The sequence below is a fragment of the Kribbella sindirgiensis genome (genome assembly GCF_004331435.1).
Classification (GTDB): Bacteria; Actinomycetota; Actinomycetes; order Propionibacteriales; family Kribbellaceae; genus Kribbella; species Kribbella sindirgiensis.
This window is the reverse complement of record NZ_SJKA01000036.1, coordinates 1-25,407: the sequence shown is the minus strand read 5'-3', so window position 1 is coordinate 25,407 and position 25,407 is coordinate 1. Positions and strand designations below refer to the sequence as shown.

The following is a 25,407-nucleotide window of genomic DNA, read 5'->3' as shown; positions in this document are numbered from 1 at the left end:
CTCGGCCTGACCGTCCGCTTCGACCCCATCCCAACCTGACGCCAGCCCACCCCAACCACGTTCCGAGCAGCGTGTCACGTTCTTCTTCGTGTCAGTCACGAGAGCCCAAATAGCTGGTCTCCACGCACCACGAGCCGGCGTCCAGCACGGCGTTAGATGCGTGAGCGGGCTGCTTCGATCTGTTCGGTGATTTTCAGGGCGCCGGAGGCGGTGGCGAGAGTTGTGGCTTCGGTGGCTAGGGCTTGGGCGTCGGCGGTGCGGTTCTGGGCGATTGCCAGGTAGATGAGGCCGACGAGGTTCGCGGCTACGCCTGGGGTGAAGTTGACGGAGCGGCGGAGGGCTGTCGACTCCTCCAGCAGGGCGCGGGCCTCGTCGTACTCGTTGGCCATGTGGGCGGCGATGCCCAAGTGGCGGAGGGCGTAGGACAGGGTGAGTTGGTCGCCGGTCTTGCGGGACAGGTCGGCGGCCTTGGTGAGGAAGGGGACGGCGGTCGGGTTGTCGTCGCGGACTACCTGGTGGAAGCAGCCGATCCAGAACAGGGCCTCGGCCTCGCCGCGCTCGTCGCCAGTGCCGCGAAACAGCTCCGCGGCCCGCTCGAAGTACGCCAACTCGTCCGCCGGCTCCGCGCGAGTCTCCAGGAAGCGGCAGTGCAGGATCCGGCCGCGTTGCAGGAGCAGCCGCGCTTCGACCGCGTCCAGTGCGCGGTCCGCGTCGGGCAGGCCGTCGTACTCGCCGTTGAAGATCGCCCGTTCGTACAGTTCGTCGACCTGCCGCATCAGTTCGTCCACCCGGCAGATCCTAGGATGAGCGGATGACCGGCTTCGCGGAGTACCAGCCCGGGGCCGCCCGGCAATCAGCCGACGTACTGGTCCGCCCGGCCGTCGACGCGGACCTCACCACCTGCGCCGAACTGATCGTCACGCGGACCGGCGGGCCGGTGGACAAGCGCCGCAGCCGACTGGAAGCCGACCTCCAGAACCCCGACCGCTACACGGCCGTCGCAGAGATCAACGGTGACGTAGTCGGCTACGGCGCAGTGATCCGCCACCAGATCTCCCCCGCCGACCCACCCACCACGGCTCCGGACGGGTACTACTTGATCGGCCTGATCGTCTCGACAGACTGGCGCCGCCACGGCATCGGCGACCTGCTCACCCAGGACCGGATGTGCTGGACCGCGGAGCGCGCCGACGAGATCTACACCTTCGTCAACCTCTCCAACGCCCCGATCCTCGACCTGACCAGCCGCTTCGGATTCACCGAGGTCACCCGCGACTTCACCTTCCCGAACGCACCGCTCGAACCAGGCACCTGCGTCCTGCTACGAGCCGACCTCAATCGCTGAGTTCGGCCGGGTATGCGATCACGTCCACCAGGGCGTTGTTCCGGATCGCGGTGATCTCGGTACGGCGCGCGATCGCGTCCTCGAACAACTGGCGCTGCAAGGACTGCGCATCTCGAAGCTGTACGCCGTTCACGGCCAGGACGAGATCGCCCTGCCGGAGTCCCGCTGCAGCCGCCGGGCTGGCCGGGATGACCTCGACGACCCGCAGGGCCGTGCGCTGGTCGAAGCGCTCGGCAAGAGGTGGAGGCAGCGGCGCGGGCTTGGTGACCAGCCCGAGGTACGCGCGCCGCACCCGACCGTCGTGCAGCAGCGAGTAGATGATCCGGCGCGTGGTCGGATTGACCGGCACCGCCAGACCGAGCCCGATCCCGGCGACCGCGGTGTTGATCCCGATCACCCGCCCGTTGCCGTCGGCAAGGGCCCCGCCGGAGTTGCCCGGGTTCAGCGCGGCGTCGGTCTGGATCACGTCCTCGATGATGCGCTGAGCTGAGCCACTACGCACCGGCAACGACCGGCCCAGCGCACTCACCACACCGGCGGTCACGCTCCCGGCCAGGCCGAGCGGATTGCCCACGGCCACCACCAGGTTCCCGACCTTCAGCAGGTCCGCGTCGCCGTACTCCGGCGGATCGGGGATCTCCCGGTCGGCCCGCAGTACGGCGAGATCGGACAGCCGGTCCACTCCGACCACACGGGCCTGCGCCGTCGTACCGTCCGCGAACTCCGCCGCCGCCTCGGAGCCGTCGCCGACCACGTGCGCGTTCGTGAGCAGATGCCCGTCGCCGGTCAGCACGACGGCGGAACCGGACGAGTCGCCCCGACGGCTGTGGATCCGCAGGCTCGCGACCCGCGGGATCAGATGCGCGGCCACGCCCGAGACCACGCGGGAATAGGCATCCAGTACGTCGTCCCCGGCAATCTCGTCAGTCATCGCTCTCGCCTCCTGAATTACATCATTACACCGAGGACAACCGGGTGAACCGGACCACAAAACTGACCGATCGGTTGAAAACTGGCCGATCGGTCAGGCAAGCTACGTGACATGGCAGCCACCACCCCCGCGCGGGAGCGGACCAGGCGCGAGATCGTCCATCAAGCGATGGACCTCTTCCAGGCCCGCGGGTACAACGCGACGTCACTGCAGGACATCGCGACCGCGGCCGGCTGCTCCAAGGCGACCGTGCTCTACCACTTCAGCGGCAAGCCCGCCGTACTCGCCGCCGTCCTCGAGCCCGCCGCCGCCGACGTGGCCGCGCTCGTCAAGGCCGCCGCCGAGCTGTCCCGGGCCGACGCACAGGAGCTCGCCATCAAGAGCTTCATCGACCTGGCTGTCGTGCATCGCGGCGTCGTCGACGTGCTCCAGGACATCCTCCCGGTGATCGAGCAGATGCCCGAGGTCGGGCAACTGGTCGCCGACGGCCTGCAACTGTCGGACTACCTGGCCGGCTCCGACGACCCGCTCGAGCAGGACCTGGCGAAGTTCGCCATCAACGGCCTCCTCGGCGAGTGCCGGCACGCACAGGAACGCACCGACGACGACCTCCGAAGACTCTGTGACATCGCCCTGCGGAGAATCCTCCGCCGCGCCTGAGCATCGACCCGACTCCCCCGCCGCCACGGGGCGATCCCTTCTGCCCGTACGCCGTACCTGACACCGAAACGGATCACGATGGCCAACCTCCTGTACCGGCTCGGCCGGTTCTCCTACCAGCGCCGGCGCCTGGTCGCCGCACTGTGGGCGCTGTTCCTCGTCGTCCTCGGTGTCGGCGCGCTGACGCTGGGCGGCAAGACCGCGAACACGTTCTCGATCCCGGGCACCGAGTCGCAACGCGCGCTCGACGCGCTCAAGCAGGAGCTGCCCGCCGCCAGCGGCGCGTCCGCAACGGTCGTGGTGAAGGCGCCGGACGGCAAGACGCTCGCCGACCCGACCGTGAAGGCTGCCGTCGGTGCGACCGTCGCCAAGGTCGCGAAGGTACCCGAGGTGATCGCGGCGATCGACCCGTTCACCAGCAAAGCGATCAGCCCGGACGGTACGACAGGGTTGATCAGCGTCCAGTTCGACAAACCGCAGGACGAGCTCTCGCACGAGAGCGTCGACGGGTACGACGGTCTCAGCGGACTGAGCTCGGGTGATCTCCAGGTGGTGCCGGGCGGGCAGATCAAGGCCGGCGTACCAGAGATCGGTGCGACCGAGATCCTCGGTGTCGCGGTCGCGGCCGTCGTCCTGGTCGTCACGTTCGGGTCGCTCGTGGCGGCCGGGATGACGCTGGTGACGGCGCTCCTCGGCGTACTCGCCGGGATGGCCGGGCTGTTCGTCGTGACCGCGTTCACCGACGTGTCGTCGACGGCGCCGATCCTGGCGCTGATGCTCGGGCTCGCGGTGGGCATCGACTACTCGCTGTTCATCAGCTCACGGCACCGATCACAGCTGGGCGAAGGCATGGATCCCGAGGAATCGGTCGCACGAGCGACCGCCACGGCCGGGTCGGCGGTGCTGTTCGCCGGTGCGACCGTCGTCATCGCGCTCGCCGGGTTGTCCGTGGTCGGCGTACCGTTCCTGACCGCGATGGGCCTCGCCGCGGCCGCGACCGTGCTGACCGCGGTGCTGGTGGCGCTGACGTTGCTGCCGGCGTTGCTCGGGTTCGTGGGCAACCGGGTGCTGCCGCGGAAGCTGCGCAAGGCGCCGGCCGAAGCGACACACAAGGAAGGCTTCGGTTTCCGGTGGGGCCGGCTGGTGACGCGCTTCCGGGTCCCGATCGTTGCTGTCGGCATCATCGGGCTGGGGTTGCTGGCGGTCCCGGCGAAGGACATGCAGCTCGCGCTGCCGGACGGTGCTTCGGCGGCGGCCGGGAGCAACCAGCGGGTCGCGTACGACCTGACGGCCGCGGCGTTCGGGCCCGGCGCCAACGGGCCACTCGTCGTGGTTGTGAAGAGCAACGACGCGGCGACGTCCAACACGCTGGTGCAGCAGGTGATGGGTAAAGCCCAGGGCCTTCCGGATGTGGTTGCGGCGCAGCCGGCCGCAGCGAGTCAGGACGGTACGACGCGGTTGCTGCAGGTGATCCCCAAGAGCGGACCGGCCAGCGAGGAAACCGCTGACCTCGTGAAGAACCTGCGGTCCGCGGTGCAGCCGCTCGCCACCGGCGACGCAAGTATCTCCGTCACCGGCAACACCGCCGTCGGGGTCGACGTGTCGAACAAGTTGTCCGACGCGTTGCCGACGTACCTCTTCGTGGTGATCGGGCTGTCGTTCCTGCTGTTGCTGCTGGCGTTCCGGTCGGTGCTGGTGCCGTTGAAGGCGACGCTCGGGTTCGTGCTGACGATCGGGGCGACGTTCGGGATCACGGTCGCGGTGTTCCAGCAAGGGCATCTGGCGAGCCTGGTCGGGGTCGACTCCCCCGGTCCGCTGGTGAGCTTCCTGCCGATCATCATGATGGGCATCCTGTTCGGGCTGGCGATGGACTACGAGGTCTTCATCGTGTCCCGCGTACGCGAGGAGTTCGTGCACGGCCGGCACGCGAACGACGCCACCGTTCAGGGCCTCGGCCACGGCGCCCGCGTCGTCACCGCCGCGGCCCTGATCATGGCGTCCGTCTTCGCCGGCTTCATCCTGGTCGAGGACCCGATCATCAAGGCGATCGGCTTCGGCCTCACGATCGGCGTACTGATCGACGCCTTCGTGGTCCGGATGACCCTCGTCCCCGCCATCCTCAGCCTCCTCGGCGACCGAGCCTGGTGGTTCCCGAGGTGGCTAGACCGCCTCACCCCCCGAGTAGACATCGAAGGCGAAACCCTCCGGGTCGACAAGACCCCGGATCCCAAGGAACTCGCGGACGTACATTGACGAACGCCGTGGGGCATCAACCTCCACCGATGCCCCACCCAACAAACTCGACGCATCGCCCACCCGGTACGGCGTGTAGCTTTCCGCCGAGATGCTGACCCGCCCCGCCAGCACGGAGCTAGGGATGACGTAGATGCCGCCGTCACCGAGCACGATGAAGAAGAGGTCGATCGAGTCTGGGTCAGAGGGGATCTTCCCCGCGGTCTTGTCGAGCACGTACGGACGCCGGCCTATGCCGACATGCCAATAGCCGCGCTTGGTTGGGGCTGCACAGGACTTCACCTGCACACGCTGGACGCCATCGGACGTCGTGACGAGCAGGTCATATGCCTGAGGCTCGATCGGCAGCGCGACGGCGCATCCTCGGAGGGTGAACCAGGCCATCGCCAACGCCGCTGCCGAATAACGCAACATCTCGGGCCGGACCGGCTCGTCGAAGACCCCGATTGGTGCAGGCTGCGCCAGTGGCGACCTGAGATGCGTGCAGTCCAGGCCGAGTCGGACGGCATGACTCTTGATCCGGACCCGCTCTGCTCCGTTGTCGACGATGCCGAGGTCACTGATCACGTCCGCCCAGCAGCTCGCGCTGGCCACGGCCTCGCGGAGACGCTGATCGGTCCAGCGACGCTGTCCCGTGAAGTGTGACGTGTCCAGTCCGAGCCGCTTTGCGTGGCGCCGGATGGCTCCCGTAGATGTGTTCTTCAACCCCAAGGCACGAGCGACCGCGCGCCACGACGGGCTGCTCGCGACTGCCTCGGAGAGTTGAGCATCGGTCCAGGTACGTCGATTCCCGGTGGTGTCCATGGGGCAAACATAGAGAGGGGCACCGACAGAATCGGTGCCCCTCATGCGGTCGGGCTGCCGAGATTTGAACTCGGGCTCTCCGGCCCCCCAGGCCGGCGCCTTAACCAAGCTAGGCCACAGCCCGCCGACTCGTTCTACGAACGAACCGAGCATTACCTTACAGCATCTGACGCACTGGTTCTTACCGGGTTCGGTTAGCGTTTCTTGTTCTTTTGGCGGGCTCGGATTTGGACGTGGACCGGGCTACCTACGAAGCCGAAGTCTTCGCGGAGGCGGCGTTCGATGAAGCGCTGGTACGACGCCTCGATCTGGCCGGAGGTGAAGATCGCGAAGGTGGGGGGCATCGTGGTGGCCTGGGTGCCGAACAGGATCTTCGGCTGTTTGCCGGAGCGGACCGGGTGCGGGTGGGCGGCGACGAGGCGGCCGAGGAAGGCGTTCAGCTGGCCGGTCGGGACGCGGGTCTGCCAGCCCTCCAGCGCGGCCTCGATGGCTGGGACGAGGCGGTCCATGTGCCAGCCGGTGAGCGCGCTGATGTTGACCCGCGGCGCCCAGCGGAACTGCACCAGGTCGCGGTCGATCTCGCGCTCCAGGTAGTAGCGGCGCTCCTCGTCCATCAGGTCCCACTTGTTGTACGCGATCACCAGCGCCTTGCCGGCTTCCTCGACCGCGTTCATGATCCGCAGGTCCTGCTCGGTGAGCGACTCGGAGGCGTCGATGACGACCACGACGACCTCGGCCCGCTCGATCGCGGCGTTGGTCCGCAGCGAGGCGTAGTACTCATGTCCCTGGACGTTCTTCACCTTGCGCCGGATGCCGGCGGTGTCGATGAACCGCCACTCCTGGCCGCCGAGCGTGATCAGTTCGTCGACCGGGTCGACCGTCGTACCGGCGACGTCGCTGACGACGACCCGGTCCTCCTTGGCGACCTTGTTGAGCAGCGAGGACTTGCCCACGTTCGGCTTGCCGACGATCGCGACCCGGCGCGGTCCGCCGAGTTCGCCGTCGCGCTCCGTCGGTGCCTCCGGCAACGCCTCGAGAACGGCGTCCAGCAGGTCGCCCGTGCCGCGGCCGTGCATGCCGGACACCGGGTACGGCTCGCCGATGCCGAGGCTCCACAGGTTCATCGCCTCGGACTCGATGCGCTGGTCGTCGACCTTGTTCGCGGCCAGTACGACGGGCTTGCCGGACTTCCGCAGCACCCGGACGACCGCTTCGTCGGCGTCCGTGATGCCGATCACGGCGTCGACCACGAACAGCACCGCGTCGGCGGCGTTGATCGCGACCTCGGCCTGAGCCGCGACCAGGGCGGCCATGCCGACCGCGTCCGGGTCCCAGCCGCCGGTGTCGACGACCGTGAACTCGCGGCCGGCCCAGTTCGCGTCGTACGACACGCGGTCGCGGGTGACGCCCGGAGTGTCCTCGACGACCGCCTCGCGACGGCCGATGATGCGGTTGACCAGCGTGGACTTGCCCACGTTCGGCCGCCCGACGATCGCGAGGACCGGCAGCGGGCCGGTGTCTTCGCGGTCGTGCGTCGGTGCTTCGGTGGGCAGGTCAGTCATCAGGGTCCTTCTGGTCTCGCCAGCCCGGAAGCGGGTGGCCGGTTTCGTCGACGGCCGCCTTCACATGGGCGCGCAACACGTCGCCGATCTGGCCGGCGACCGCCTGTACGTCGGAGTGTCTCCTGGGAAAGGGTACGCGCTCGACGGCGAAAGGCTCGCCGTACACCACGTCGATGCGGCTGCCGGCCGGCGGAAAACCCTCCACGTCGCCCCCGGGCAGCCGGGTCCCCATCAGCGCGACGGGCAGGATCGGTGCCCCGGTCACCATCGCCAGGTACGCCACCCCGGTCCGGATCCGGCTGAAGTCGCCCGGGCCGCGGGTGCCCTCCGGATAGATGCTCAGCACCCGGCCGTCCCGCAGTACCTTGATCGACCGCCGGACCGCGAGAACGTCGTACGTCGACCGGTCGACCGGGATCTGACCGGTCCGGCGCAGGATCGCCCCCTGGACGCCGCCGAACACCTCGATCTTGCCGAGCTGGTGCAGCATCCTCGGCGCGATCGCCCCGAGCAGCGGCCCGTCGAGCAGACTGAGGTGGTTCGGCGCCATCAGCAGCGGACCGGTCAGCGGGAACCGGTCCTCGTAGTGCACGGTCAGCCGGTACTTGCGGCGGAAGTACGGCCGGGCGAGCGTCCGCAGCGGGAGCGCCATCCGGTACGGCAGTGCGGGCAGATCGTCGGTACGGGGCAGGTCCTTGTGCCCGGTGACCTCAGCCGTCATAACTCCGGCCCTGGGCAACACTCTCGAGCGCGAGCCGGCTGATCACCTCGACGACCTCGTCCAGGGTCATGTACGTCGAATCGACGGTGACCGCTCCGTCGGAGGCGACCTGGAACTCCGACACGGTCGCGTCGTCCGCGTCCCGGCGGACGATCTGGTCCCGGAGCTGCTCGGCGGTGACCGAACCCAGCTCCGCCCCGCGGCGCGCCATCCGCGCCTCCTGGTCGGCGGTCAGCAGCACCTTGAGCTCGGCGTCGGTGGCGACCACGGTGGCGATGTCGCGGCCCTCGACGACGATCCCGCCGCTCGGCTCTCCTGCTTCCTGGGCGGCGTCGATGACGGCCCGCTGCCGCCGGATCAGCTCCTTGCGGACGTCCAGGTTGGTGGCGATCTTCGACACCACCTCGCTGATCCGCGGCTCCCGGATCGCGGCCGTGACGTCGGTTCCGTCGGCGATCACGAACTGGTGGTCCGGGTCGGTGCTGATCTCCAGCTCGAGCTCCCGTGCCCGCTGCGCGACCGCCGCCGTGTCGTCCAGGTCCAGCCCGCGATCGAGGGCCGACCAGGTCACCGCGCGGTACGTCGCACCGGTGTCCAGGTACCGCAGGCCGAGGCGGGAGGCCACGCCCCGCGCGGTGCTCGACTTACCGGAGCCACTCGGCCCGTCAACAGCGATGATCATGCCCCGAAGATTACCTTCGCCCGGGGACAAACTATCTGTGGACCACCCACCCGCGCTCGGTCAGGACGTCGACCAGCTGGTCGACCGAACCGGGCTTGACGGCGAGTTCGACCTCGCCGACCGGGCGGCCGGGGCTGTGGTCGATGCGGAGGTCTTCGACGTTGGCGCCGGACTCGGCAGCGTCGGCGAACAGGCGGGCCAGCTGGCCCGGGCGGTCCGGGATCGTGACGAGGACCGTGACGAGGTCGATGTGCGGCGTACCGTGCTTGCCCGGGACGCGGACCGCGCCGGACACGCCCTGGCCGAGGATCGCGGTCAGTTCGTCGGCCGCCTCTTCCTTGCCGAGGGCAACGAGGAGCCGGTCGAGCTCGCCGCGGATCTGCTCCAGCAGGCCGGTCAGCGCGGTCGAGTTCGCGGACACGATCTGGGTCCACAGCCGGGGGTCGCCGGCCGCGATCCGGGTGACGTCGCGAACCCCCTGACCGGACAGTTCGAGATGGGAGGACGGCGCATCCGCCAGGGTGCCCGCGGCGAGCGCGGACATCAGATGCGGGAGGTGCGACACCCGGGCGACCCCGAGATCGTGGTCCTCCACCGACATCTCCACCGTGCGGGCGCCACAGGCTTCGGCGAGCCGCCGTACCAGATCGACTGCTTCCGGAGCGCTCGTCGCGTGCGGCGTGATCGCCCAGGTCGCGCCGTCGAACAGGTCCGCGCGCGCCGCCAGCGGGCCGTTGCGCTCGGAGCCCGCCATCGGGTGACTGCCGACGTACCGGGTGACGTCGTCGGTCAGCGCACGCGCATCGGCCAACGGCTTGGACTTCACACTCGCCGCGTCGGTCACGATCGCGCGCGTCTGCCGCAGTTGCTCCGCGACGACCGCGCCGACGTGATCCGGTGGTACGGCGACCACGACCAGCTGCGGCTCGATCTCCACCAGCCGCGAGCCGGCGCCGATCCGCTCCGCCATCAGCGCGTTGTCCGGGTTCCCGTCGACGAGCTCCACGACCACACCGAGCCGCGCCAGCGCGAGACCGATCGACGTACCGATCAACCCGGTGCCGACGATCCGGACCGGCCCCCGTAACTCGCTCACTGGGCGCCGGTCAGATCTGGGCGGAGCGCGACCGCGCCGTGCAGGTAGACGTGCTGGATCTTGTCCCGGGACCGCGGCGTCTCGGTGTGCACCATCAGCCGCACCACCCGCGGCAGCGCATGCGGCACCGGGATCTCCTGCATGCACATCAGCGGTACATCGGTCAGCCCGATCTGCCGGCCCGCGACCGCGGGAAACTCCGAACGCAGGTCCGACGTGACGGTGAACAGGATGCTGATCAGGTCCTCGTTCTCCAGATCATTCGCCTCCAGGACCGCCTTCACCAGCTCCGCGGACCGCTCGAGCAGGTGCTCGCGCTCGTCCACGTCCAGCTGGGTGGCACCCCGGATCGCCCGTACCGCCACGTCTCGCCTCCTTGGTTCGTCTCCCCCAACCCTAGGCCAGAGTAGTCAAGGACTGGACAGCCGTCTCAGCGGCGTCGAGCGTCTGCTCCAGCAGCAGTGCGATCGTCATCGGCCCGACACCGCCCGGAACCGGCGTGATCAGGCGCGCGACCTCGGCCGCCTCCGCGAAGTGCACGTCACCGACATTGCCCTCGTTGTACCCGGCGTCGACCACGACCGCGCCCGGCTTCAGCCAGTCGCCGCGGACGAAGTTCGCCTTGCCGACCGCGGCGATCACCACGTCCGCGGTCCGGACCAGCGCGGGCAGGTCCCGGGTCCGGGAGTGCGCGTACGTGACGGTGGCGTTCGATGCCAGCAGCAACATGCCGGCCGGCTTACCGAGGATCGGGCTGCGGCCGATCACCACCGCGTGCGCCCCTTCGAGCGGTACGTCGTACGCCGCCAGCAACCGCATGATCCCGCCGGGCGTCGCGGACCGGAATCCCGGATCGCCGAAGGCCATCGCGGCGAACGACCGCATCGTGACCCCGTCGACGTCCTTGCCCGGGTCGATCGCCTCGAACGCGGCCCGCTCGTCGATCTGCGGCGGCACCGGGTGCTGCAGCAGGATCCCGTGCACGGCCGGGTCATCGGAAAGCTTCGTGATCTCGGCGACCAGTTCGTCCGTCGTCGTCGACGCCGGCAGTACGACGCTGCGGGACGCGATCCCGGCCTTCTTCGAGCGGTTCTGCTTCATCCGCACGTACGTCGCGGACGCCGGGTCGTCACCGACCAGCACGGTCGCCAGGCACGGCTGTACGCCGTACTGCTCCTGCAGGACCCGCGCCCGTTCGGCGGCCTTGGCGACCATCTCGGCGGCAAGGTCGGTCCCGATCATCAACTCTGCACTCATCTGCGCACTCCTCCGCGGTAGAAGGTGCCCAGGCGCGCGGCGAAGCCAGTTGGCAGACCGTTCCCCGGTGGTCGTCCACCTCAGCGCCAGTCGCGGTCCACCGTCAGGATACCGACCGCGGCCCGTGGGACTCGCCGGCAGGGGCGATGGTCGTCGACGCGCCGAGAGGCAGCGACTCGACCTGTGCCGCCTCAGCAGCATCGATCAGGCCGCGCTCCCGCAGACGTTCGATCGCCCGCCGACGCTCACCGAGCAGCTTGTCCCGTTCCTTGGGTTCCAGTGCGTCGACCAGCGCGATCGCCTGCTGCGGGTCCGGTGTGTCGATGCGGCGGAAAGTGTTCGGGACCGGGACCCGGCGCCCGCGGGAGAAGAGCAGCACGGCAGCGAGCAGAACGGCGGCGCTCACGGCAGCTGCCCAGACCGGGATCGACGCCGCGGCGAAGGCGTCGACGCCGCGGTCACTCACGAGCTGCCCGAGCGCGAGCGCACCGCAGGCGACGGTCGCCACCAGATACCCGATCTCCAGGCCGTCCCGGTGCCGGTCCGTCCGCCACCACCGGACAGCCACCAGCAGCACGCCGATCAGCACCACGGTGAAACACCATGACGTCAGAGGTACGCCGATGTCGTTGTCGAGCGGATCCGCCGTACCTGTGCGCACGGTCCGGCCGCCGTACGTGCTGAACATCTCGCCGCCGAGGGTGCTCACCCCGCCGACGAGCGCGAACAGGAACACCATGTGGACAGCCCAGCTGACCAATGTCAGGCGTGTCGGGCCCGCGACGCGTTCGTGCCCGAGGACGCGCAGCAGATCGTCGTGATTCTTCAGGACGTACAGGTCGAGGTCACTCAACCGCAGGCCGTACGACGGGACCGTCTTGGACCAGGTCCGGACGTTGGTCGACTGGTTCGCCTTGGGCATGGGTCAGAGGAGCCCGGCGTGGTCGAGGGCGAGGTAGGCCGCATCGATCCCGGTCATCGCACCGGGAGTGCGCAACTCGGCACGAAAGGCATCCACGGTCAGCTCGACCGGCACGCAGTCCTCGGTCTCGTCCAGTTGCTGTTTGCCGTCGGGACGGCAACCACGCGCGATCGCGACGTACTTGCGGTACGTCGACGAGGCCGACGCCCATTGCCAGCCGACAAGGTCGAGCGACTCGCAGGTGTAGCCGGTCTCCTCCTCGAGCTCGCGGGCACCGGCCAGCGCCGGGTCCTCGTCCGGCTCGACGAAGCCGCCGGGCAGGTTGGTGACCACTCGGTCCGGACCGGCGCGAAACATCCGCACCGTGACGATCCGGCCCTCAGGCGTCAACGGCAGCACGGTCACCCCGGACGTGATCCCGGCCTCGGACTTCGGGCCGAACACGTCCCAGTCGACCTCACGCCCGTCTGGCATCCGGTACCGCCGCAGGTTGACGGTCAGGAACCGGTGGAAGCCAGGCTCCTCCCCCAGCAATTCCCACGGAGCCGGGTCAGTGGGCCGAGAGGACTCAGCCGCCACCTCGTGGGTGGCGGCTGAGTCCTCGAGCTGGTCCGTCACAGCGGACGGTCGTCGTCGGGATCCTCCGGCGGGGCTACCGGTGCGTCGTCCGCCGGCGGAGCAACCGGAGCGTCACCCGCCGACGACTCACCGGAGTCGCCGGCATCCGAAGTCGAGTCAGGACTCGAGCCCTCGTCGGAGACGGCGTCCGAGTCGGCCGCCTTCTCGTCCACCGCGGGGCTGGATTCGCTGAGGATGCCGGCCAGCGACTCCTCGGAGATCCGCTTGAACTTGCGCACCTGGGTCCGGGTCCGGTCCAGGACCGCGACCTCGAGCTGGTCCGGGGTCAGCTCCCGGACCTCGGTGCCGTCGTGGCCGAGCGCGTCCACCGCGAGCCGGAGTGCGCCGGCCAGCGAGATGCCCTCGGTGTAGTGCTCGCCGATGTACTCCGCGACCGTGTCGGCGGCGCCGCCCATCACGGCGTACCCGCGGACGTCCGCGATCGAGCCGTCGTAGGTGAGCCGGTAGATCTGGTCGTCGGCCACGCCGGCGCCGATCTCGGCGACCAGGATCTCCACCTCGAGGGGCTTCTCGCCGCCGGAGGAGAAGATCGCGCCGAGCGTCTGCGCATACGCGTTGGCGAGCGCCCGGCCGGTGACGTCGCGCCGGTCGTAGGAGTACCCGCGCATGTCGGCGAGCCGGACGCCGGCGATCCGCAGGTTCTCGAACTCGTTGTACCGGCCGACGGCGGCGAACGCCATCCGGTCGTAGATCTCGGCCACCTTGTGCAGGGCGGGCGAGCGGTTCTCGGCCACGAACAGGATGCCGTCGGCGTACTGCAGCGCGATCGCGCTGCGGCCCTTGGCGATGCCCTTCCGGGCGAAGTCGGCCCGGTCCCGCATCAGCTGCTCGGGCGAGACGTAGAACGGAACGCTCATCGAAGGTGTCGTCCTCTAATCAGTCGATCGGCAGGATCAAGGGGATGGTCAGGTCAGGGAGCCCGCGGCCGGGCCGTCGGGACGCTCGTGCCGCTGGGCCCAGGCCGCGTCGACGAGCGCCGCCACCTCGTCCTCCGGCAGCCGCCGGTAACCGTCCGCGGTGACCACGCCGACCACCGGGAAGATCCGGCGCAGCATGTCCGGGCCGCCGGTCGCCGAGTCGTCGTCGGCCGCGTCGATCAGCGACTGGATCGCCACCGTCGCGCAGTCGGACTCGGACAGGTCCTCGCGGTACAGCTTCTTCAGCGCGCCGCGGGCGAACAGCGAACCCGAGCCGACACTGTAGAAGTGGGTCTCCTCGTACCGCCCGCCGGTCGGGTCGTAGGAGAAGATCCGGCCGCCCTTGATGTCCTCGTCGTAGCCCGCGAACAGCGGCACCACGGTGAGGCCCTGCATGGCCATCGGCAGGTTGCCGCGGATCAGCGCGCTGAGCCGGTTGGCCTTGCCGTCGAGGCTGAGGGTGGCGCCCTCGAGCTTCTCGTAGTGCTCCAGCTCGACCTGGAACAACCGGACCATCTCGATCCCGAAGCCGGCCGAGCCGGCGAACGCGACCGCCGAGTACTCGTCGGCGGGGAACACCTTCTCGATGTCACGCTGGGCGATGATGTTGCCCATCGTGGCCCGCCGGTCGCCGGCCATGATCACGCCACCGGGGAAGGTGGCGGCCACGATCGTCGTACCGTGCGGGACTTCGCTGGACAGGTCACCCTGCCCCAGGGACCGTCGTCCGGGCAACAGGTCGGGCGCGTGCCCGGCCAGGAAGTCCATGAACGACGAGCCGCCTGGGGTCAGGAAGGCTTCCGGCAGCCGGCCGGAGGCATCAGATGTCATCGAGCGGTTCACTCCCCACCCTTTTGCACGAATCCGCGGACGAACTCCTCGGCGTTCTCCTCGAGGACCTCGTCGATCTCGTCCAGGATCGAGTCGACGTCCTCGTCGAGCCGTTCTTTCCGCTCCTGGACGTCCTCCGACGCCTCGACCTGCTCGACCTCTTCCTCGGTCGACGAACGCTTCGGCTGCTTGTGCTGCTGACCGCCGTCCTTCGCCATGGCACACCTCCTAGAACCGCTGGGAGGGCCGCCCAACCGACCCTCACTAGCGACCCTACCCGGCGGCACCCCCAGTAATGGTGCGAACCAGGTCACTTGCGGTGTCGCATTGGTCAAGAAGTGCCCCGACATGCGCTTTCGTGCCCCGCAACGGGTCCAGGGTCGGGATTCGCTGCAGCGACTCCTTACCGGGCAGGTCGAAGATCACCGAGTCCCAGGAGGCCGCCGCGACCTGCGGCGCGTACTGCTGCATGCAGCGGCCGCGGAAGTACGCCCGGGTGTCGGTCGGCGGGTGCGCGACGGCCATCCGGATCTCCTCGTCGGTGACGATCCGCTGCATCCGGCCGGATTTCACCAACTTGTAATACAGACCCTTGTCCGGACGCAGGTCGGCGTACTGCAGGTCGACCAGGTGCAGCTTCGAGTCGTCCCACTCCAGACCGTCGCGGTCACGGTAGGACTGGAGCAGTTTGTACTTCGCGACCCAGTCGAGCTGGTCGGACAGCCTCATCGGATCGATGGCGAGCTGATCGAGCACCTGCTCCCAGCGGTGCAGCACGTCCTTGGTCTGCCGGTCCGCGTCGTCGCCGTACTTGTCCTCGACGTACTTGCGGGCCTGCTCCAGGTACTCCGTCTGCAACTGGACGGCGGTGAGCTTACGACCGTCCTTCATCGTCAGCAGGTGCGTGCAGGACGGGTCGTGGCTGACCTCGTGCAGCGCGGTCACCGGCCGGTCGACGCCGAGGTCGTCGGTGAGCCAGCCGTCCTCGATCATCGCCAGCACCAGCGACGTCGTCCCGACCTTGAGGTACGTCGAGATCTCGGACAGGTTCGCGTCGCCGATGATCACGTGCAGCCGCCGGTACCGGTCCGGGTTCGCGTGCGGCTCGTCGCGGGTGTTGATGATCGGCCGCTTCAGCGTCGTCTCCAGCCCGACCTCGACCTCGAAGTAGTCGGCCCGCTGGCTGATCTGGAAACCGTGTGCCGCGCCGTCCTGGCCGATCCCGACCCGGCCGGCGCCGGTGACCACCTGACGGCTCACGAAGAACGGGGTCAGGTGCCGCACGATCGACGCGAACGGCGTCGACCGGCGCATCAGGTAGTTCTCGTGCGAACCGTACGACGCGCCCTTGTTGTCGGTGTTGTTCTTGTAGAGGTTCAGCTGCGGCGCACCGGGGATCAGGCGGGCCTGCCGGGCGCCCTCCATGATCACCAGCTCACCGGCCTTGTCCCAGACCACCGCGTCCCGCGGGTTCGTGGTCTCGGGCGCGGAGTACTCCGGGTGGGCGTGGTCGACGTACAGCCGGGCGCCGTTGGTGAGGATCACGTTCGCCAGGCCGGTCTCCTCGTCGGTGAGCTGGCTGGAGTCCGCCACCTCCCGGCTGAGGTCGAATCCTCGCGCGTCCCGCAGCGGGTGCTCCTCGTCGAAGTCCCACCGGGTCTTGCGCGCGAGCGGCTGCGTCTGCGCGTAGCCGTTCACCACCTGACTCGAGGTCAGCATCGGGTTCGCCCCGGGCTGGCCCGGCACCGAGATCCCGAACTCGGTCTCGGTACCCATGATCCGCCGAACACTCATGCGACCGAGCCTACGCGGTGCCGGCGACTAAAGGGGTTGCTGTGTCCACAGGGTTATCTGTGAGACTGCGCGAGTGGACGAGATGGTGGCGATTCTGGACGAGGACAACGAAGTCACCGGTGCGGCGCCACGGTCGGTGATGCGGCGCGACAACCTGCGGCACTCCGCGACCGGCGTCGTCGTTCTGAACTCCGCCGGGCAGATCTACGTGCATCGGCGGACGCCGACCAAGGACGTGTACCCGAGCCGGTACGACTTCGCCGCCGGCGGGGTCGTCGCGGCCGGTGAGGACCCGTTCCATGCCGTCGTACGGGAGCTGGAGGAGGAGCTCGGGATCGCCGGTGTGGAGCTGACGCGGTTGCCGGAGGACGACTACGCCGACGAGAACACGCGGTACCACGCGTACCTGTACACCTGTGTCTGGGACGGTCCGGTGCAGCATCAGCCCGAAGAGGTCGCGTGGGGCGCGTGGATGTCGCCGGCCGAGCTGGTGGCCAAGTTCGACGAGTGGTCGTTCATGCCGGACACGCTGGCGGTGCTGGGGCCGTACGTCCGGAGCCTGGTATGACGATCCTCGGGGGGTGGGACAGCCACGCCTGGATCGACGGGCCGTGGATCCACCGGGCACCGCGCCGCCCCGCCGTTCGCCCGCGGCTGCTCGCCGAGGCCACCCTCCTCCCCTGGCTCGCACCTCAGCTCCCGCTACCGATCCCGGTCCCTGAGCTGACAACGGACGGCGTACGACACCTCCTGCTCCCCGGCGAACCGTTCACCGATGGCGGCATTGACACGGGCCGAGCGCTGGGTGCCTTTCTGAAGGCGTTGCACGCGGTCGACACCACAGAGGCCGTGGCGTACGGCGCTCTGGACGCAGCGACCGCTACAGCCGAGAAGACCGCCTTTCTGGACGAGTGCCGCGACCAGATCGTGCCGTTGCTGCCGGCAGAGGTCCGGACCGCAGCGACCGAGCTGCTGGACCGCGTCGCGAACGTCCGGACCGCCCCGGTTCACTGCGACCTTGGTCCGGACCACATCCTGATGACCGGCGGACGGATCACCGGAATCATCGACTGGACCGACGCCCTGATCGGCGACCCCGCGCTCGACCTCTGCTGGCCCCTCAACGGCGCACCGGAGGCCGTCGCGGAAGGGCTGCTCGAGGTCTACCAACCCGCCCCTGACCTGGTCGAACGCGCAACGGACTGGGCCCGCCTCTCCCCCTGGTACGGCGTCCACCGCGGCCTGCTGCTCGACCTGCCCGAGGACGTCGCGAACGGCGTTCCGGAGATCCTCGCCGCACTGTGATGCAACCACCCGGCACCCGGCCGGTCACTTCCTGGTGTGAACATCATCCTGAGTGACGATACGGAGCCGTCGATGGCCACCGCATCCGCAGGCGAGGGTTCAGCGATCGACCGGGAACTCTGGGATCGGTTACGCGTCGGGGACCACTTCGCGCTCGGCGAGCTCTTCGACCGGTACGCCGACGACGTACGGGCGTTCGCGTTCCGGCGTACCGCGTCCTGGAGCACCGCCGACGACGTGGTCCAGGCGACCTTCCTGAGCACCTGGCGGCGCTTCCAGCGCAACCCACCGGGTCCGCTGACCGGAGCCAGCGCTCGCGGCTGGCTGCTGATCGTGGCCGGCAACGAGTGCCGGACGCTGGCCCGGGCCGCCAGCCGCCTGCGCGGGCTCGTCGATCGGCTGCCGGACCCGGCGCCCGACGACGACCATGCCCCCGACGTCGCCCGCCGCCTGGACGACGAGCGCCGGATGTCCGCGATCCGCCGGGCCGTGGCCAAGCTGCCCCGGCACGAACGCGAGACGCTCGAGCTCGTCGTCTGGTCCGGACTCACCACAGCCGAGGCGGCGGAAGCCCTCGGCGTACCGGTCGGGACCGTCAAGGCCCGCCTGCACCGCACCCGTCGCCGTTTCCCCGACCTGCTGACCCGGGTCGCCCTCAACGAGGAGCTCTCATGAACACCCAGCTCGAGCCGCCGCGCGTTCCGCCGATGAGCGCTGCCGAGCGCTCCCGGATCCGCAACCAGCTGATGGAGAAGACACGACCCGCTCCGCAGCGCGCGGCCCGGCACCGGATCGCCCCCGTGGTCGGCGTAGCAGCGGTCGCGGCCGTGGTCGCCGGCACGCTCGTCGTCACCCACCAGTCACCCAGTGACGTCGATGTGGCCGGTACGTCGGCCTCCCCCGAGGCCAAGGTCGGCGTCGACCTCGGTGCGGTGCCGCGGAGCGACCTGGCCAAGATCATCGCTGAATGCCAGTTCCCGGGCGAGGGGGGTCCTGCCGAACTCGTCTGGAGCCGCCACGTCCGGGGAATCACCAAGGACAGCACAGCACTGGTGGCCGTGGCGCGGAACACCAAGAGGGCCACCGCTCAGCCGAGCGGGACCCCGGGTGGTCGCAAGCCCGGGAAGGGAGGAGCACCCTCCACCGCCAAGCTCGGGTACCGGACCTGCCTGACACGGACACCACCGAGCGCCAAGCTCGGCGCCGTCGGAGCGGTCGCACGGCTGGAGGACCGGGCGTGGCAGACCCAGCCCACGGCAGAGCGCGCTCTGGTGACGCTTGGCACCTCGGACGGCGACTTCACGAACGACCTCACCACGCTGCAGGCGTGGCGGCTCTACCGGTCGCATCCGGACGTCGCGAAGATCGAGGCGCGGTACGTCCTGAACGGCAGGCCCGGACCGTGGACCAGCGGTGTGGTCGACGGTGGCTTCGCCTACATCGAGGTCCAGGCGAACGGGAAGTTCAAGGTCGGTCAGCGCCTGCCGACCGAGGTCCGCGCGTTCGACGCGCAGGGCCGGCAGGTGCAGCTTCGCTAGCGACGGCGCGCCATGGTGCGGGCGAAGTTGATCGCGACCAGACCGGCCCAGCAGATCACGACGCCGAACGGGCCGATCATGCCGGCCGCGATCGCGGTGATCGGGATCGCGGCGACGATCGACACGATCGCCAGCGCGAGTCCACCCGGGTCGGTCTCCCGGCTCGGGTGCCGCGGTCGCGGGGCAGGCTCGGGCAGCAGCCCGGCACTGCGGTGCCGGTCCCGCGCGTCGAGCTTCTCCAGGAAGCTGTCGATGATCTCAGCCTCGTACTCCGGTCCCAGCTCCTGCCGCGCCGCCACCGCAGCCCGCAGGTCCTTCCGCACCTCGTCCGTCCCCATGCCAGCACGGTACGTGCGGGCGTGCCGCCGGGGTATCAGGGGAAACCCCAGCGGCACCCCGGGCCGTACTCAGTTGTGCTGGACCTTCAGGTCGTAGATGTGCGCCTCGCCGTGGTTCGAGGTGCTGCACGGTGATGACTTCTCGCAGTTCGCCTGCCGTGTAGGACGCAGGCCTTGAAGTACGCACCGCTCAACGAGCTCGGGCCGCTGGTCGTAAGCTGCCCGCGAGCACGCGCACCGCCGCGCCGAAGCGAAGCGACATCCCTGGAGGGGCGAGATGCAGTTCATTCCGAAGGCGGGCGCGAGCCTGACCACGAAGAACGTCCTCAGCGGCGCCGGACGCATCAAGTGGATGACCCGCGAGGAGTCCAGGGCCCCCGCGGACAACGGGTGGCGGATCTTCTCCGGCATCGACACCGCCGGATACCTCGCCGACACCGCCAACCTGCAGATCGTCGACTACAACCGCCTCTGCGAGATCGAACCCGCCCTGATCGGCATCTGGGACTTCCCCGTCGGCACCGACCTCCAACTTGTCGATGACGACGGGATCAAGATCCTCGACAACGAATCCGGCAAGCAGATCCCGCCCGAGAACTTCTACGTCCCGCCCGGCCATCGAGCCTGAGACGTCGAGGCTCGGCCCGCCACCTGTTCTCCCAGGTGACGGGCCGATTTCGATGATGCCGTGAGCTACAGGTACTGACCGGTGTTCGTGGCCGTGTCGATGGAGCGGCCGGGTTCGGTGCCCTGCTTGCCGGAGATGAGCGTCCGGATGTAGACGATCCGCTCGCCCTTCTTGCCGGAGATCCGGGCCCAGTCGTCCGGGTTGGTGGTGTTCGGCAGGTCCTCGTTCTCCTTGAACTCGTCCACGCAGGCCTGCAGCAGGTGCTGCACCCGCAGGCCCTTCTGGTTCTCGTCCAGGAACGCCTTGATCGCCATCTTCTTCGCCCGGTCGACGATGTTCTGGATCATCGCGCCCGAGTTGAAGTCCTTGAAGTACAGGACCTCCTTGTCACCGTTGGCGTAGGTGACCTCGAGGAAGCGGTTCTCGTCGGCCTCGGTGTACATCCGCTCGACCGTGCGCTGGATCATCCCGTCCACGCAGCCCTGCCGGTCGCCGCCGAACTCGCCGAGGTCGTCGACGTGCAGCGGCAGGTTGGCGGTCAGGTACTTCGAGAAGATGTCCCGGGCCGCCTCGGCGTCGGGGCGCTCGATCTTGATCTTCACGTCCAGCCGGCCGGGCCGCAGGATCGCCGGGTCGATCATGTCCTCGCGGTTCGAGGCGCCGATGACCAGGACGTTCTCCAGTCCCTCGACACCGTCGATCTCGCTCAGCAACTGCGGAACGATGGTGTTCTCCACGTCGGACGACACACCGGATCCGCGGGTGCGGAACAGCGAGTCCATCTCGTCGAAGAACACGATCACCGGCATGCCCTCGGACGCCTTCTCCCGGGCCCGCTGGAAGACCAGGCGGATGTGCCGCTCGGTCTCACCGACGTACTTGTTCAGCAGCTCGGGGCCCTTGATGTTCAGGAAGAACGACTTCTGGCCCTCGGTCCCGGTGCGCTCGGCGACCTTCTTGGCCAGCGAGTTCGCCACCGCCTTCGCGATCAGCGTCTTGCCGCAGCCTGGCGGGCCGTAGAGCAGCACGCCCTTCGGCGGCTTCAGCTCGTGCTCGAGGAACAGGTCCTTGTGCAGGTACGGCAGCTCGACCGCGTCCCGGATCTGCTCGATCTGGCCGGACAGGCCGCCGATCTGGGTGTAGTCGATGTCCGGAACCTCTTCGAGGATCAGCTCCTCGACCTCGGACTTCGGGATCTTCTCGTAGACGTAGCCGGAGCGGGCCTCGAGCAACAGCGAGTCACCGGCCCGCAGGGGTACGTCGAGCAGCGGCGAGGCGAGTCGCACCACGCGCTCCTCGTCGGCCTGCGCGATCACCAGCGCCCGCTCGCCGTCGGCGAGCAGCTCCTTCAGCATCACCACGTCGCCGACGACCTCGAAGTCACAGGCCTCGACCACGTTGAGTGCTTCGTTCAGCATCAGTTCCTGGCCGAGCTTGAGCGCGTCCAGGTCCACCGACGGGCTCGCCGCGACCCGGAGTTTCCGGCCGCCGGTGAACACGTCGAGCGTGTCGTCTTCGTTCCGTCCGAGGAAGGTGCCGAAACCGGACGGCGGTTGCGCCAGCCGGTCGACTTCCTCCTTCAGGGCGATGATCTTCTCTCGCGCCTCCCGCAGCGTGTCCGCCAGCCGCTCGTTCTGAGCGGTGACACTCGCCAAGGAGGCCTGGGTTTCGGACAGCCTGCTCTCGAGCGACCGGCTGTCTGCCGGGTGCTCGAGCAGCCGACGTCGCAACGCCGCGACTTCGGCTTCCAGGTACCGGACCTGGTTACGCAGTTCTGCCGCGGTAGGACTCTCGTCTCCAGCCACGATCATCACCTCACCATGTGGGGCTCGACCCTATGGACCTTACCCAGAAAACCTCGCCGGGCAAGCTGAATCCCATCACGTGTCGGTTGCGGATGGAGTCCGTTGCCTACGGCATGTCGCCGGAAGTTTCCACGGATACTTCGGACGACGGCACACCGGCCGCCTCAGGGCGGCGCGGACCGGCGTAGTCGTCGCCGTACGCGCCCGGTGCCGGACGGCGCTTCTTGCGGGGTGCCTGCACCCCGTGCGCCATCCTCCGGGCGGTGACCAGGAAGGCCGTGTGTCCTTGCATCCGGTGGCCCGGACGGACGGCGAGACCCTCTACATGCCAGTCTCGCACGAGAGACTCCCACGCGCGCGGCTCGGTGAACTCGCCGTGTGCCCTCAGCGTCTCCACAACGCGGCTCAGCTGCGTCGTGGTGGCCACATAGGCACAGAACACCCCACCCGGTGAAAGTGCCTCAGCGACCACGTCAACGCACTCCCACGGCGCCAGCATGTCGAGGACGACGCGGTCGACGTCCTGCTCGTTCAGCTTCTCGACCAGGTCGCCGACCTCGAGCCGCCAGGCCGGGTGCTCGGCGCCGAAGAAGCCGGTCACGTTCTTGCGGGCGACCTCGGCGAAGTCCTCGCGGCGCTCGAACGAGATCACCTGGCCGTGGATCCCGACCGCGCGCAGCAGCGCGGTGGTCAGCGCGCCGGAACCGGCGCCGGCCTCGACCACCTTGGCGCCCGGGAAGATGTCGGCCATCGTGACGATCTGCGCGGTGTCCTTCGGGTAGATCACCGCGGCGCCGCGCGGCATCGAGACCGAGTAGTCGGCCATCAGCGGCCGCAGCGCGAGGTACTCGACGTTGCCCTTGGACCGGATCGTGACCGCGTCCGGGCCGTCGATCAGGTCGTCGTGCTCGATCCCGCCCTTGGTCGTGTGGAAGGTCTTCCCACGCTCCAGCTTGACCGAGTGCCGGCGGCCCTTGGAGTCCTGCAGGGTGATCCACTCGCCCTCCTGCAGCGGTCCGTGATGGACGCCGGAGAACGCCTGGTCGGGAAAGTCGCGCAAGTCAGCCATAAGGCGCTCACCTTAACTTTCGGTCACCGCGAGCCTGTAATCAGGACGGCATCACCGGCTGGTCAGCGGCTGGTCAGCGACTACGGAAAGCGCGTTCTACATCGGAGGTCGCGAGGACGCCGTACACACCGCCGTCGGCGTCGAGGACCAGGTACTCCGAGGAGGGGTGCCGGCGGAGTGTGGCGAGGATCTCCTCGCCGGTGTCGTTGATGCCGATGATGTGGCCCGCGCCGATCCGGGTGGAGACCTCGCTGACCGTGGTCCACGGGCGCTGGTTCGGGGCGACCGCGGCGACCGCGGTCTCGGACACCAGCGCGTGCGGCTTCCCGTCACCGTCGATCACCACGACCGCCCCGGCGTGCGCCTCCCCCGCGAGCCGGACGGCCTCCGCGAGCGGCGTACCGGAATGTACGGCGACGGCGCGCCGGGCCATCGTGCGGACCTGGAGGGCGGGCAGCTTGCGCCGCAGCCGGGCCTGCATCAGGGACGCGGTCGAGCCGGACCAGAGGAAGAAACCGACGAGCAACGCGATCAGGAAGTCGACCATCGACGGCTGCCGGCCCCAGATCTCCTCGAGCAGCACCGGGAGCGCCAGCACCGCCATCGCGAGGATCCGGCCGGCCCACGCCGCCGCGATCGTGCCGGTGTGCATGTTGCCGGTGAGCTTCCAGACGATCGCCCGCAGCACCCAGCCGCCGTCCAGCGGCAGGCCGGGCAGCAGGTTCGTGACGCCGACGATCAGGTTCGCCACGCCGAGTTCCCACAGAGCGACGTACCCCACGCCCTCGTCGAAGGCGCGGGACCCGAGGTACGCGAGGCCGCCGACGATCAGCGACGCGATCGGGCCGACGACCGAGACCGCGAACTCCTCGAGCGGTGACTTCCGCTCCCCCTCGATATGCGTGCCGGCCGCGAAGAACCCGAGGTTGATCTCCGAGACGCCGATGCCGAACCGCATCGCCATCAGCGCGTGCGCCAGCTCGTGGATCAGGATCGACACCGTGAACGCGACCACGAACGCGAACGCGGCGACGTACCGCCAGCCGCCGAGCTCGGGGAACTGCTGCCCGATGATGGCCGCGAAGCCGATCGCGAGCAGCATCGCCACCGGCAGCCAGGTGAAGCGCATGGTCAGCCGGATGCCGCGGACACGCCCCAGCACCCACGTTCCGGGCGGTGGTGGACCGGCCGGCTGGGCGGGGTTCTGAGGGTCACGCGAGTCTGGCATCACACCAACGCTATCTGGCCGGTGTTAACTCGCTGCTACACACCCACCGTCAGCGTGGCGACGTACCCGCCGGAGACGTCCCCGGTGACGGTCGCGAGCTGATGTACGCCGTCGTCGTCGCCGAACACGTTGTCGTTCTCGAGCGACGTCTGGCTGAGGTTCTGCGCGCTGCCGTCGTACCCGTCGGTGGCGTAGACCGTGCTGCAGACGTCCTTCGGGAGCGCGAGCTGCGAGGTACGGGTGATCTGACCGGCCTTGGTGGCCTCGGCGGTGCTGGCGTAGACCTCGAAGTGGATGTGCGGCCAGCGGCCCATGTACGCGGCCGGGAAGATCGTGGTGAAGGTGACCTTGCCGGAGCCGTCCGCGGCCTGCACACCGCGCAGGTAGTTCTCGTTCGTCACGCCGTCGGAGTACAGCGAGTACCGGCCCTGGGCGTCGCAGTGCCAGAGGTAGACGGCGGCGCCTTCGAAGGCCTTGTCCTGGTCGGCGTCGACGACGGTCAACTCCACGGTGAGTGGTACGCCGGTGGCGACGCCGGACGCGGAGCCGAACGACTTGGTGATGTCGCTGCGGACGATGCCGGACTGGGTCAGGACGTTGGGCCCGTTCGACCCGTCGCCCGGGTACGGTCCGCCGGTCTCCTGCGGGATCTCGTCGACGTCGATGGAGGCATCGGTCGTCGCACTCGAGCTGGTCGACGGTGTGGCGCTGGTCGCCGTACTGCTCGGCGTACTCGTCGTCGTACTGTCGTCGGCCGAACAGCCCGCGACCGCGGCGAGGCCGGCGGCCGTGAACAGGCCGAGGAAGCGGCGACGGTGCAAAGTCGCGAGGTCGTACTCGAGACCGCGGTCATGGTTCGGCGGGGGCTGTGTCGGTGGCGTCATGTGACGAGCATGCCAACGCGACCCGACGCCCCGCCGTGAGTCTGCTGGGAGTTTCCTGTGAAGCGGTTTTCCACAGGTACGGGGTGGGGTGCGGGCGAACTGAGTTCCTAAGGGATGTCAAGCCGCCGACGGATTCGTAGACTTGGTGTTGGCGGGTCGGGATGCTGGAGCGCTTTGCGACTCCTTCTGCTCCCGGCC

28 protein-coding genes, 1 tRNA gene and 1 riboswitch are annotated in these 25,407 nt (G+C 68.9%); of the genes, 8 read left to right on the top strand and 21 right to left on the bottom strand.

What is annotated here, in order from left to right; genetic code table 11:
- Positions 1–152 precede the first annotated feature (152 nt).
- Positions 153–788, bottom strand: coding sequence for a tetratricopeptide repeat protein (locus tag E0H50_RS42420; RefSeq protein WP_238151716.1), 636 nt, complete (start codon positions 786–788; stop codon positions 153–155).
- Between the two features lie 23 nt (positions 789–811).
- Here E0H50_RS42420 and E0H50_RS42415 point away from each other — a divergent pair, with 23 nt between their 5' ends.
- Positions 812–1,345 carry a GNAT family N-acetyltransferase gene (locus E0H50_RS42415; protein WP_131297043.1) on the top strand — a complete coding sequence of 178 codons (534 nt, stop codon included), beginning with the start codon at positions 812–814 and terminating at the stop codon, positions 1,343–1,345.
- Here E0H50_RS42415 and E0H50_RS42410 read toward each other — a convergent pair.
- The gene (locus E0H50_RS42410) at positions 1,335–2,276 is read right to left on the bottom strand and encodes a S1C family serine protease (protein WP_131297042.1); all 942 of its coding nucleotides are present in this window, start codon (positions 2,274–2,276) and stop codon (positions 1,335–1,337) included. The two genes, E0H50_RS42415 and E0H50_RS42410, sit on opposite strands and share 11 nt — an antisense overlap.
- Before the next feature lie 111 nt (positions 2,277–2,387).
- On the opposite strand from E0H50_RS42410, the gene E0H50_RS42405 reads away from it, so the two are divergent.
- Together E0H50_RS42405 and E0H50_RS42400 are read left to right on the top strand one after the other, a co-directional pair.
- Complete coding sequence (locus tag E0H50_RS42405) at positions 2,388–2,936, top strand: TetR/AcrR family transcriptional regulator (RefSeq protein WP_131297038.1); 549 nt, start codon at positions 2,388–2,390, stop codon at positions 2,934–2,936.
- Positions 2,937–3,014: 78 nt separating this feature from the next.
- Entirely contained in the window at positions 3,015–5,189 is a 2,175-nt protein-coding gene (locus E0H50_RS42400; protein ID WP_131297036.1) for an MMPL family transporter, read from the top strand.
- On the opposite strand, the gene E0H50_RS42395 is transcribed toward E0H50_RS42400, so the two are convergent.
- The 14 genes from E0H50_RS42395 to dop all read right to left on the bottom strand — a co-directional run bounded on the left by E0H50_RS42395 (position 5,097) and on the right by dop (position 16,414).
- Positions 5,097–5,756 (bottom strand): hypothetical protein, encoded by a 660-nt coding sequence (locus E0H50_RS42395; RefSeq protein WP_131297033.1) that lies wholly within the window; start codon positions 5,754–5,756, stop codon positions 5,097–5,099. The two genes, E0H50_RS42400 and E0H50_RS42395, sit on opposite strands and share 93 nt — an antisense overlap.
- 286 nt (positions 5,757–6,042) lie before the next feature.
- Positions 6,043–6,117, bottom strand: a tRNA-Pro gene (locus E0H50_RS42390).
- A gap of 70 nt (positions 6,118–6,187) precedes the next feature.
- Positions 6,188–7,555, bottom strand: coding sequence for a ribosome biogenesis GTPase Der (gene der / locus E0H50_RS42385; protein WP_131297031.1), 1,368 nt, complete (start codon positions 7,553–7,555; stop codon positions 6,188–6,190).
- Positions 7,548–8,276 (bottom strand): lysophospholipid acyltransferase family protein, encoded by a 729-nt coding sequence (locus E0H50_RS42380; protein ID WP_131297028.1) that lies wholly within the window; start codon positions 8,274–8,276, stop codon positions 7,548–7,550. Before E0H50_RS42380 ends, der begins: the two co-directional genes overlap by 8 nt.
- On the bottom strand, positions 8,266–8,958 hold the full coding sequence (gene cmk, locus E0H50_RS42375) for a (d)CMP kinase (RefSeq protein WP_131297024.1): 693 nt from the start codon (positions 8,956–8,958) through the stop codon (positions 8,266–8,268). Before cmk ends, E0H50_RS42380 begins: the two co-directional genes overlap by 11 nt.
- A 31-nt stretch (positions 8,959–8,989) precedes the next feature.
- Positions 8,990–10,054, bottom strand: a complete 1,065-nt coding sequence (locus tag E0H50_RS42370; protein WP_131297021.1) for a prephenate dehydrogenase — start codon at positions 10,052–10,054, stop codon at positions 8,990–8,992.
- Positions 10,051–10,419, bottom strand: a complete 369-nt coding sequence (gene aroH / locus E0H50_RS42365) for a chorismate mutase (RefSeq protein ID WP_130385491.1) — start codon at positions 10,417–10,419, stop codon at positions 10,051–10,053. Before aroH ends, E0H50_RS42370 begins: the two co-directional genes overlap by 4 nt.
- Before the next feature lie 31 nt (positions 10,420–10,450).
- Positions 10,451–11,311 (bottom strand): bifunctional 5,10-methylenetetrahydrofolate dehydrogenase/5,10-methenyltetrahydrofolate cyclohydrolase, encoded by an 861-nt coding sequence (locus E0H50_RS42360; protein WP_131297019.1) that lies wholly within the window; start codon positions 11,309–11,311, stop codon positions 10,451–10,453.
- A gap of 19 nt (positions 11,312–11,330) precedes the next feature.
- A riboswitch (ZMP/ZTP riboswitch) is annotated at positions 11,331–11,415 on the bottom strand.
- Positions 11,415–12,233 (bottom strand): hypothetical protein, encoded by an 819-nt coding sequence (locus tag E0H50_RS42355; RefSeq protein ID WP_131297017.1) that lies wholly within the window; start codon positions 12,231–12,233, stop codon positions 11,415–11,417. (Overlaps the previous riboswitch by 1 nt.)
- Before the next feature lie 3 nt (positions 12,234–12,236).
- Positions 12,237–12,851: an NUDIX hydrolase gene (locus tag E0H50_RS42350; RefSeq protein ID WP_131297014.1), complete on the bottom strand. Its 615-nt coding sequence runs from the start codon at positions 12,849–12,851 to the stop codon at positions 12,237–12,239.
- A complete protein-coding gene (gene prcA / locus E0H50_RS42345) occupies positions 12,848–13,729 on the bottom strand; it encodes a proteasome subunit alpha (RefSeq protein ID WP_131297011.1) in 882 nt (293 codons plus the stop codon). The genes E0H50_RS42350 and prcA overlap by 4 nt, the downstream gene beginning before the upstream one ends.
- A 48-nt stretch (positions 13,730–13,777) precedes the next feature.
- A complete protein-coding gene (prcB, locus tag E0H50_RS42340) occupies positions 13,778–14,620 on the bottom strand; it encodes a proteasome subunit beta (protein WP_131297009.1) in 843 nt (280 codons plus the stop codon).
- 8 nt (positions 14,621–14,628) lie between these two features.
- Complete coding sequence (locus E0H50_RS42335; RefSeq protein ID WP_130448384.1) at positions 14,629–14,838, bottom strand: ubiquitin-like protein Pup; 210 nt, start codon at positions 14,836–14,838, stop codon at positions 14,629–14,631.
- 55 nt (positions 14,839–14,893) lie between these two features.
- Positions 14,894–16,414: a depupylase/deamidase Dop gene (gene dop / locus E0H50_RS42330; protein WP_131297006.1), complete on the bottom strand. Its 1,521-nt coding sequence runs from the start codon at positions 16,412–16,414 to the stop codon at positions 14,894–14,896.
- An 82-nt stretch (positions 16,415–16,496) separates the two neighbouring features.
- Here dop and E0H50_RS42325 point away from each other — a divergent pair, with 82 nt between their 5' ends.
- From E0H50_RS42325 to E0H50_RS42310, 4 genes are all read left to right on the top strand, one after another.
- Positions 16,497–16,982, top strand: a complete 486-nt coding sequence (locus E0H50_RS42325) for an NUDIX hydrolase (protein WP_238151718.1) — start codon at positions 16,497–16,499, stop codon at positions 16,980–16,982.
- Positions 16,979–17,719, top strand: coding sequence for a phosphotransferase (locus tag E0H50_RS42320; protein WP_131297001.1), 741 nt, complete (start codon positions 16,979–16,981; stop codon positions 17,717–17,719). Before E0H50_RS42325 ends, E0H50_RS42320 begins: the two co-directional genes overlap by 4 nt.
- 72 nt (positions 17,720–17,791) lie before the next feature.
- Positions 17,792–18,394 (top strand): RNA polymerase sigma factor, encoded by a 603-nt coding sequence (locus E0H50_RS42315; protein ID WP_238151715.1) that lies wholly within the window; start codon positions 17,792–17,794, stop codon positions 18,392–18,394.
- Positions 18,391–19,257 carry a hypothetical protein gene (locus E0H50_RS42310; protein ID WP_131296997.1) on the top strand — a complete coding sequence of 289 codons (867 nt, stop codon included), beginning with the start codon at positions 18,391–18,393 and terminating at the stop codon, positions 19,255–19,257. The genes E0H50_RS42315 and E0H50_RS42310 overlap by 4 nt, the downstream gene beginning before the upstream one ends.
- Here the strand turns inward: E0H50_RS42310 and E0H50_RS42305 are convergent.
- Positions 19,254–19,595, bottom strand: coding sequence for a hypothetical protein (locus E0H50_RS42305; protein ID WP_131296994.1), 342 nt, complete (start codon positions 19,593–19,595; stop codon positions 19,254–19,256). The genes E0H50_RS42310 and E0H50_RS42305 overlap by 4 nt on opposite strands.
- Positions 19,596–19,872: 277 nt before the next feature.
- On the opposite strand from E0H50_RS42305, the gene E0H50_RS42300 reads away from it, so the two are divergent.
- On the top strand, positions 19,873–20,223 hold the full coding sequence (locus E0H50_RS42300; RefSeq protein ID WP_131296991.1) for an immunity protein Imm33 domain-containing protein: 351 nt from the start codon (positions 19,873–19,875) through the stop codon (positions 20,221–20,223).
- A gap of 65 nt (positions 20,224–20,288) precedes the next feature.
- Here E0H50_RS42300 and arc read toward each other — a convergent pair whose 3' ends face one another.
- The 4 genes from arc to E0H50_RS42280 form a co-directional block, all read right to left on the bottom strand.
- Complete coding sequence (gene arc, locus E0H50_RS42295; protein WP_131296988.1) at positions 20,289–22,034, bottom strand: proteasome ATPase; 1,746 nt, start codon at positions 22,032–22,034, stop codon at positions 20,289–20,291.
- 100 nt (positions 22,035–22,134) lie between these two features.
- Complete coding sequence (locus tag E0H50_RS42290) at positions 22,135–23,097, bottom strand: tRNA (adenine-N1)-methyltransferase (protein WP_131296985.1); 963 nt, start codon at positions 23,095–23,097, stop codon at positions 22,135–22,137.
- Between the two features lie 73 nt (positions 23,098–23,170).
- Positions 23,171–24,325, bottom strand: a complete 1,155-nt coding sequence (locus E0H50_RS42285) for a M50 family metallopeptidase (RefSeq protein ID WP_238151714.1) — start codon at positions 24,323–24,325, stop codon at positions 23,171–23,173.
- A gap of 35 nt (positions 24,326–24,360) precedes the next feature.
- Entirely contained in the window at positions 24,361–25,209 is an 849-nt protein-coding gene (locus tag E0H50_RS42280; protein ID WP_131296983.1) for an intradiol ring-cleavage dioxygenase, read from the bottom strand.
- Between the last annotated feature and the right edge of the window lie 198 nt (positions 25,210–25,407).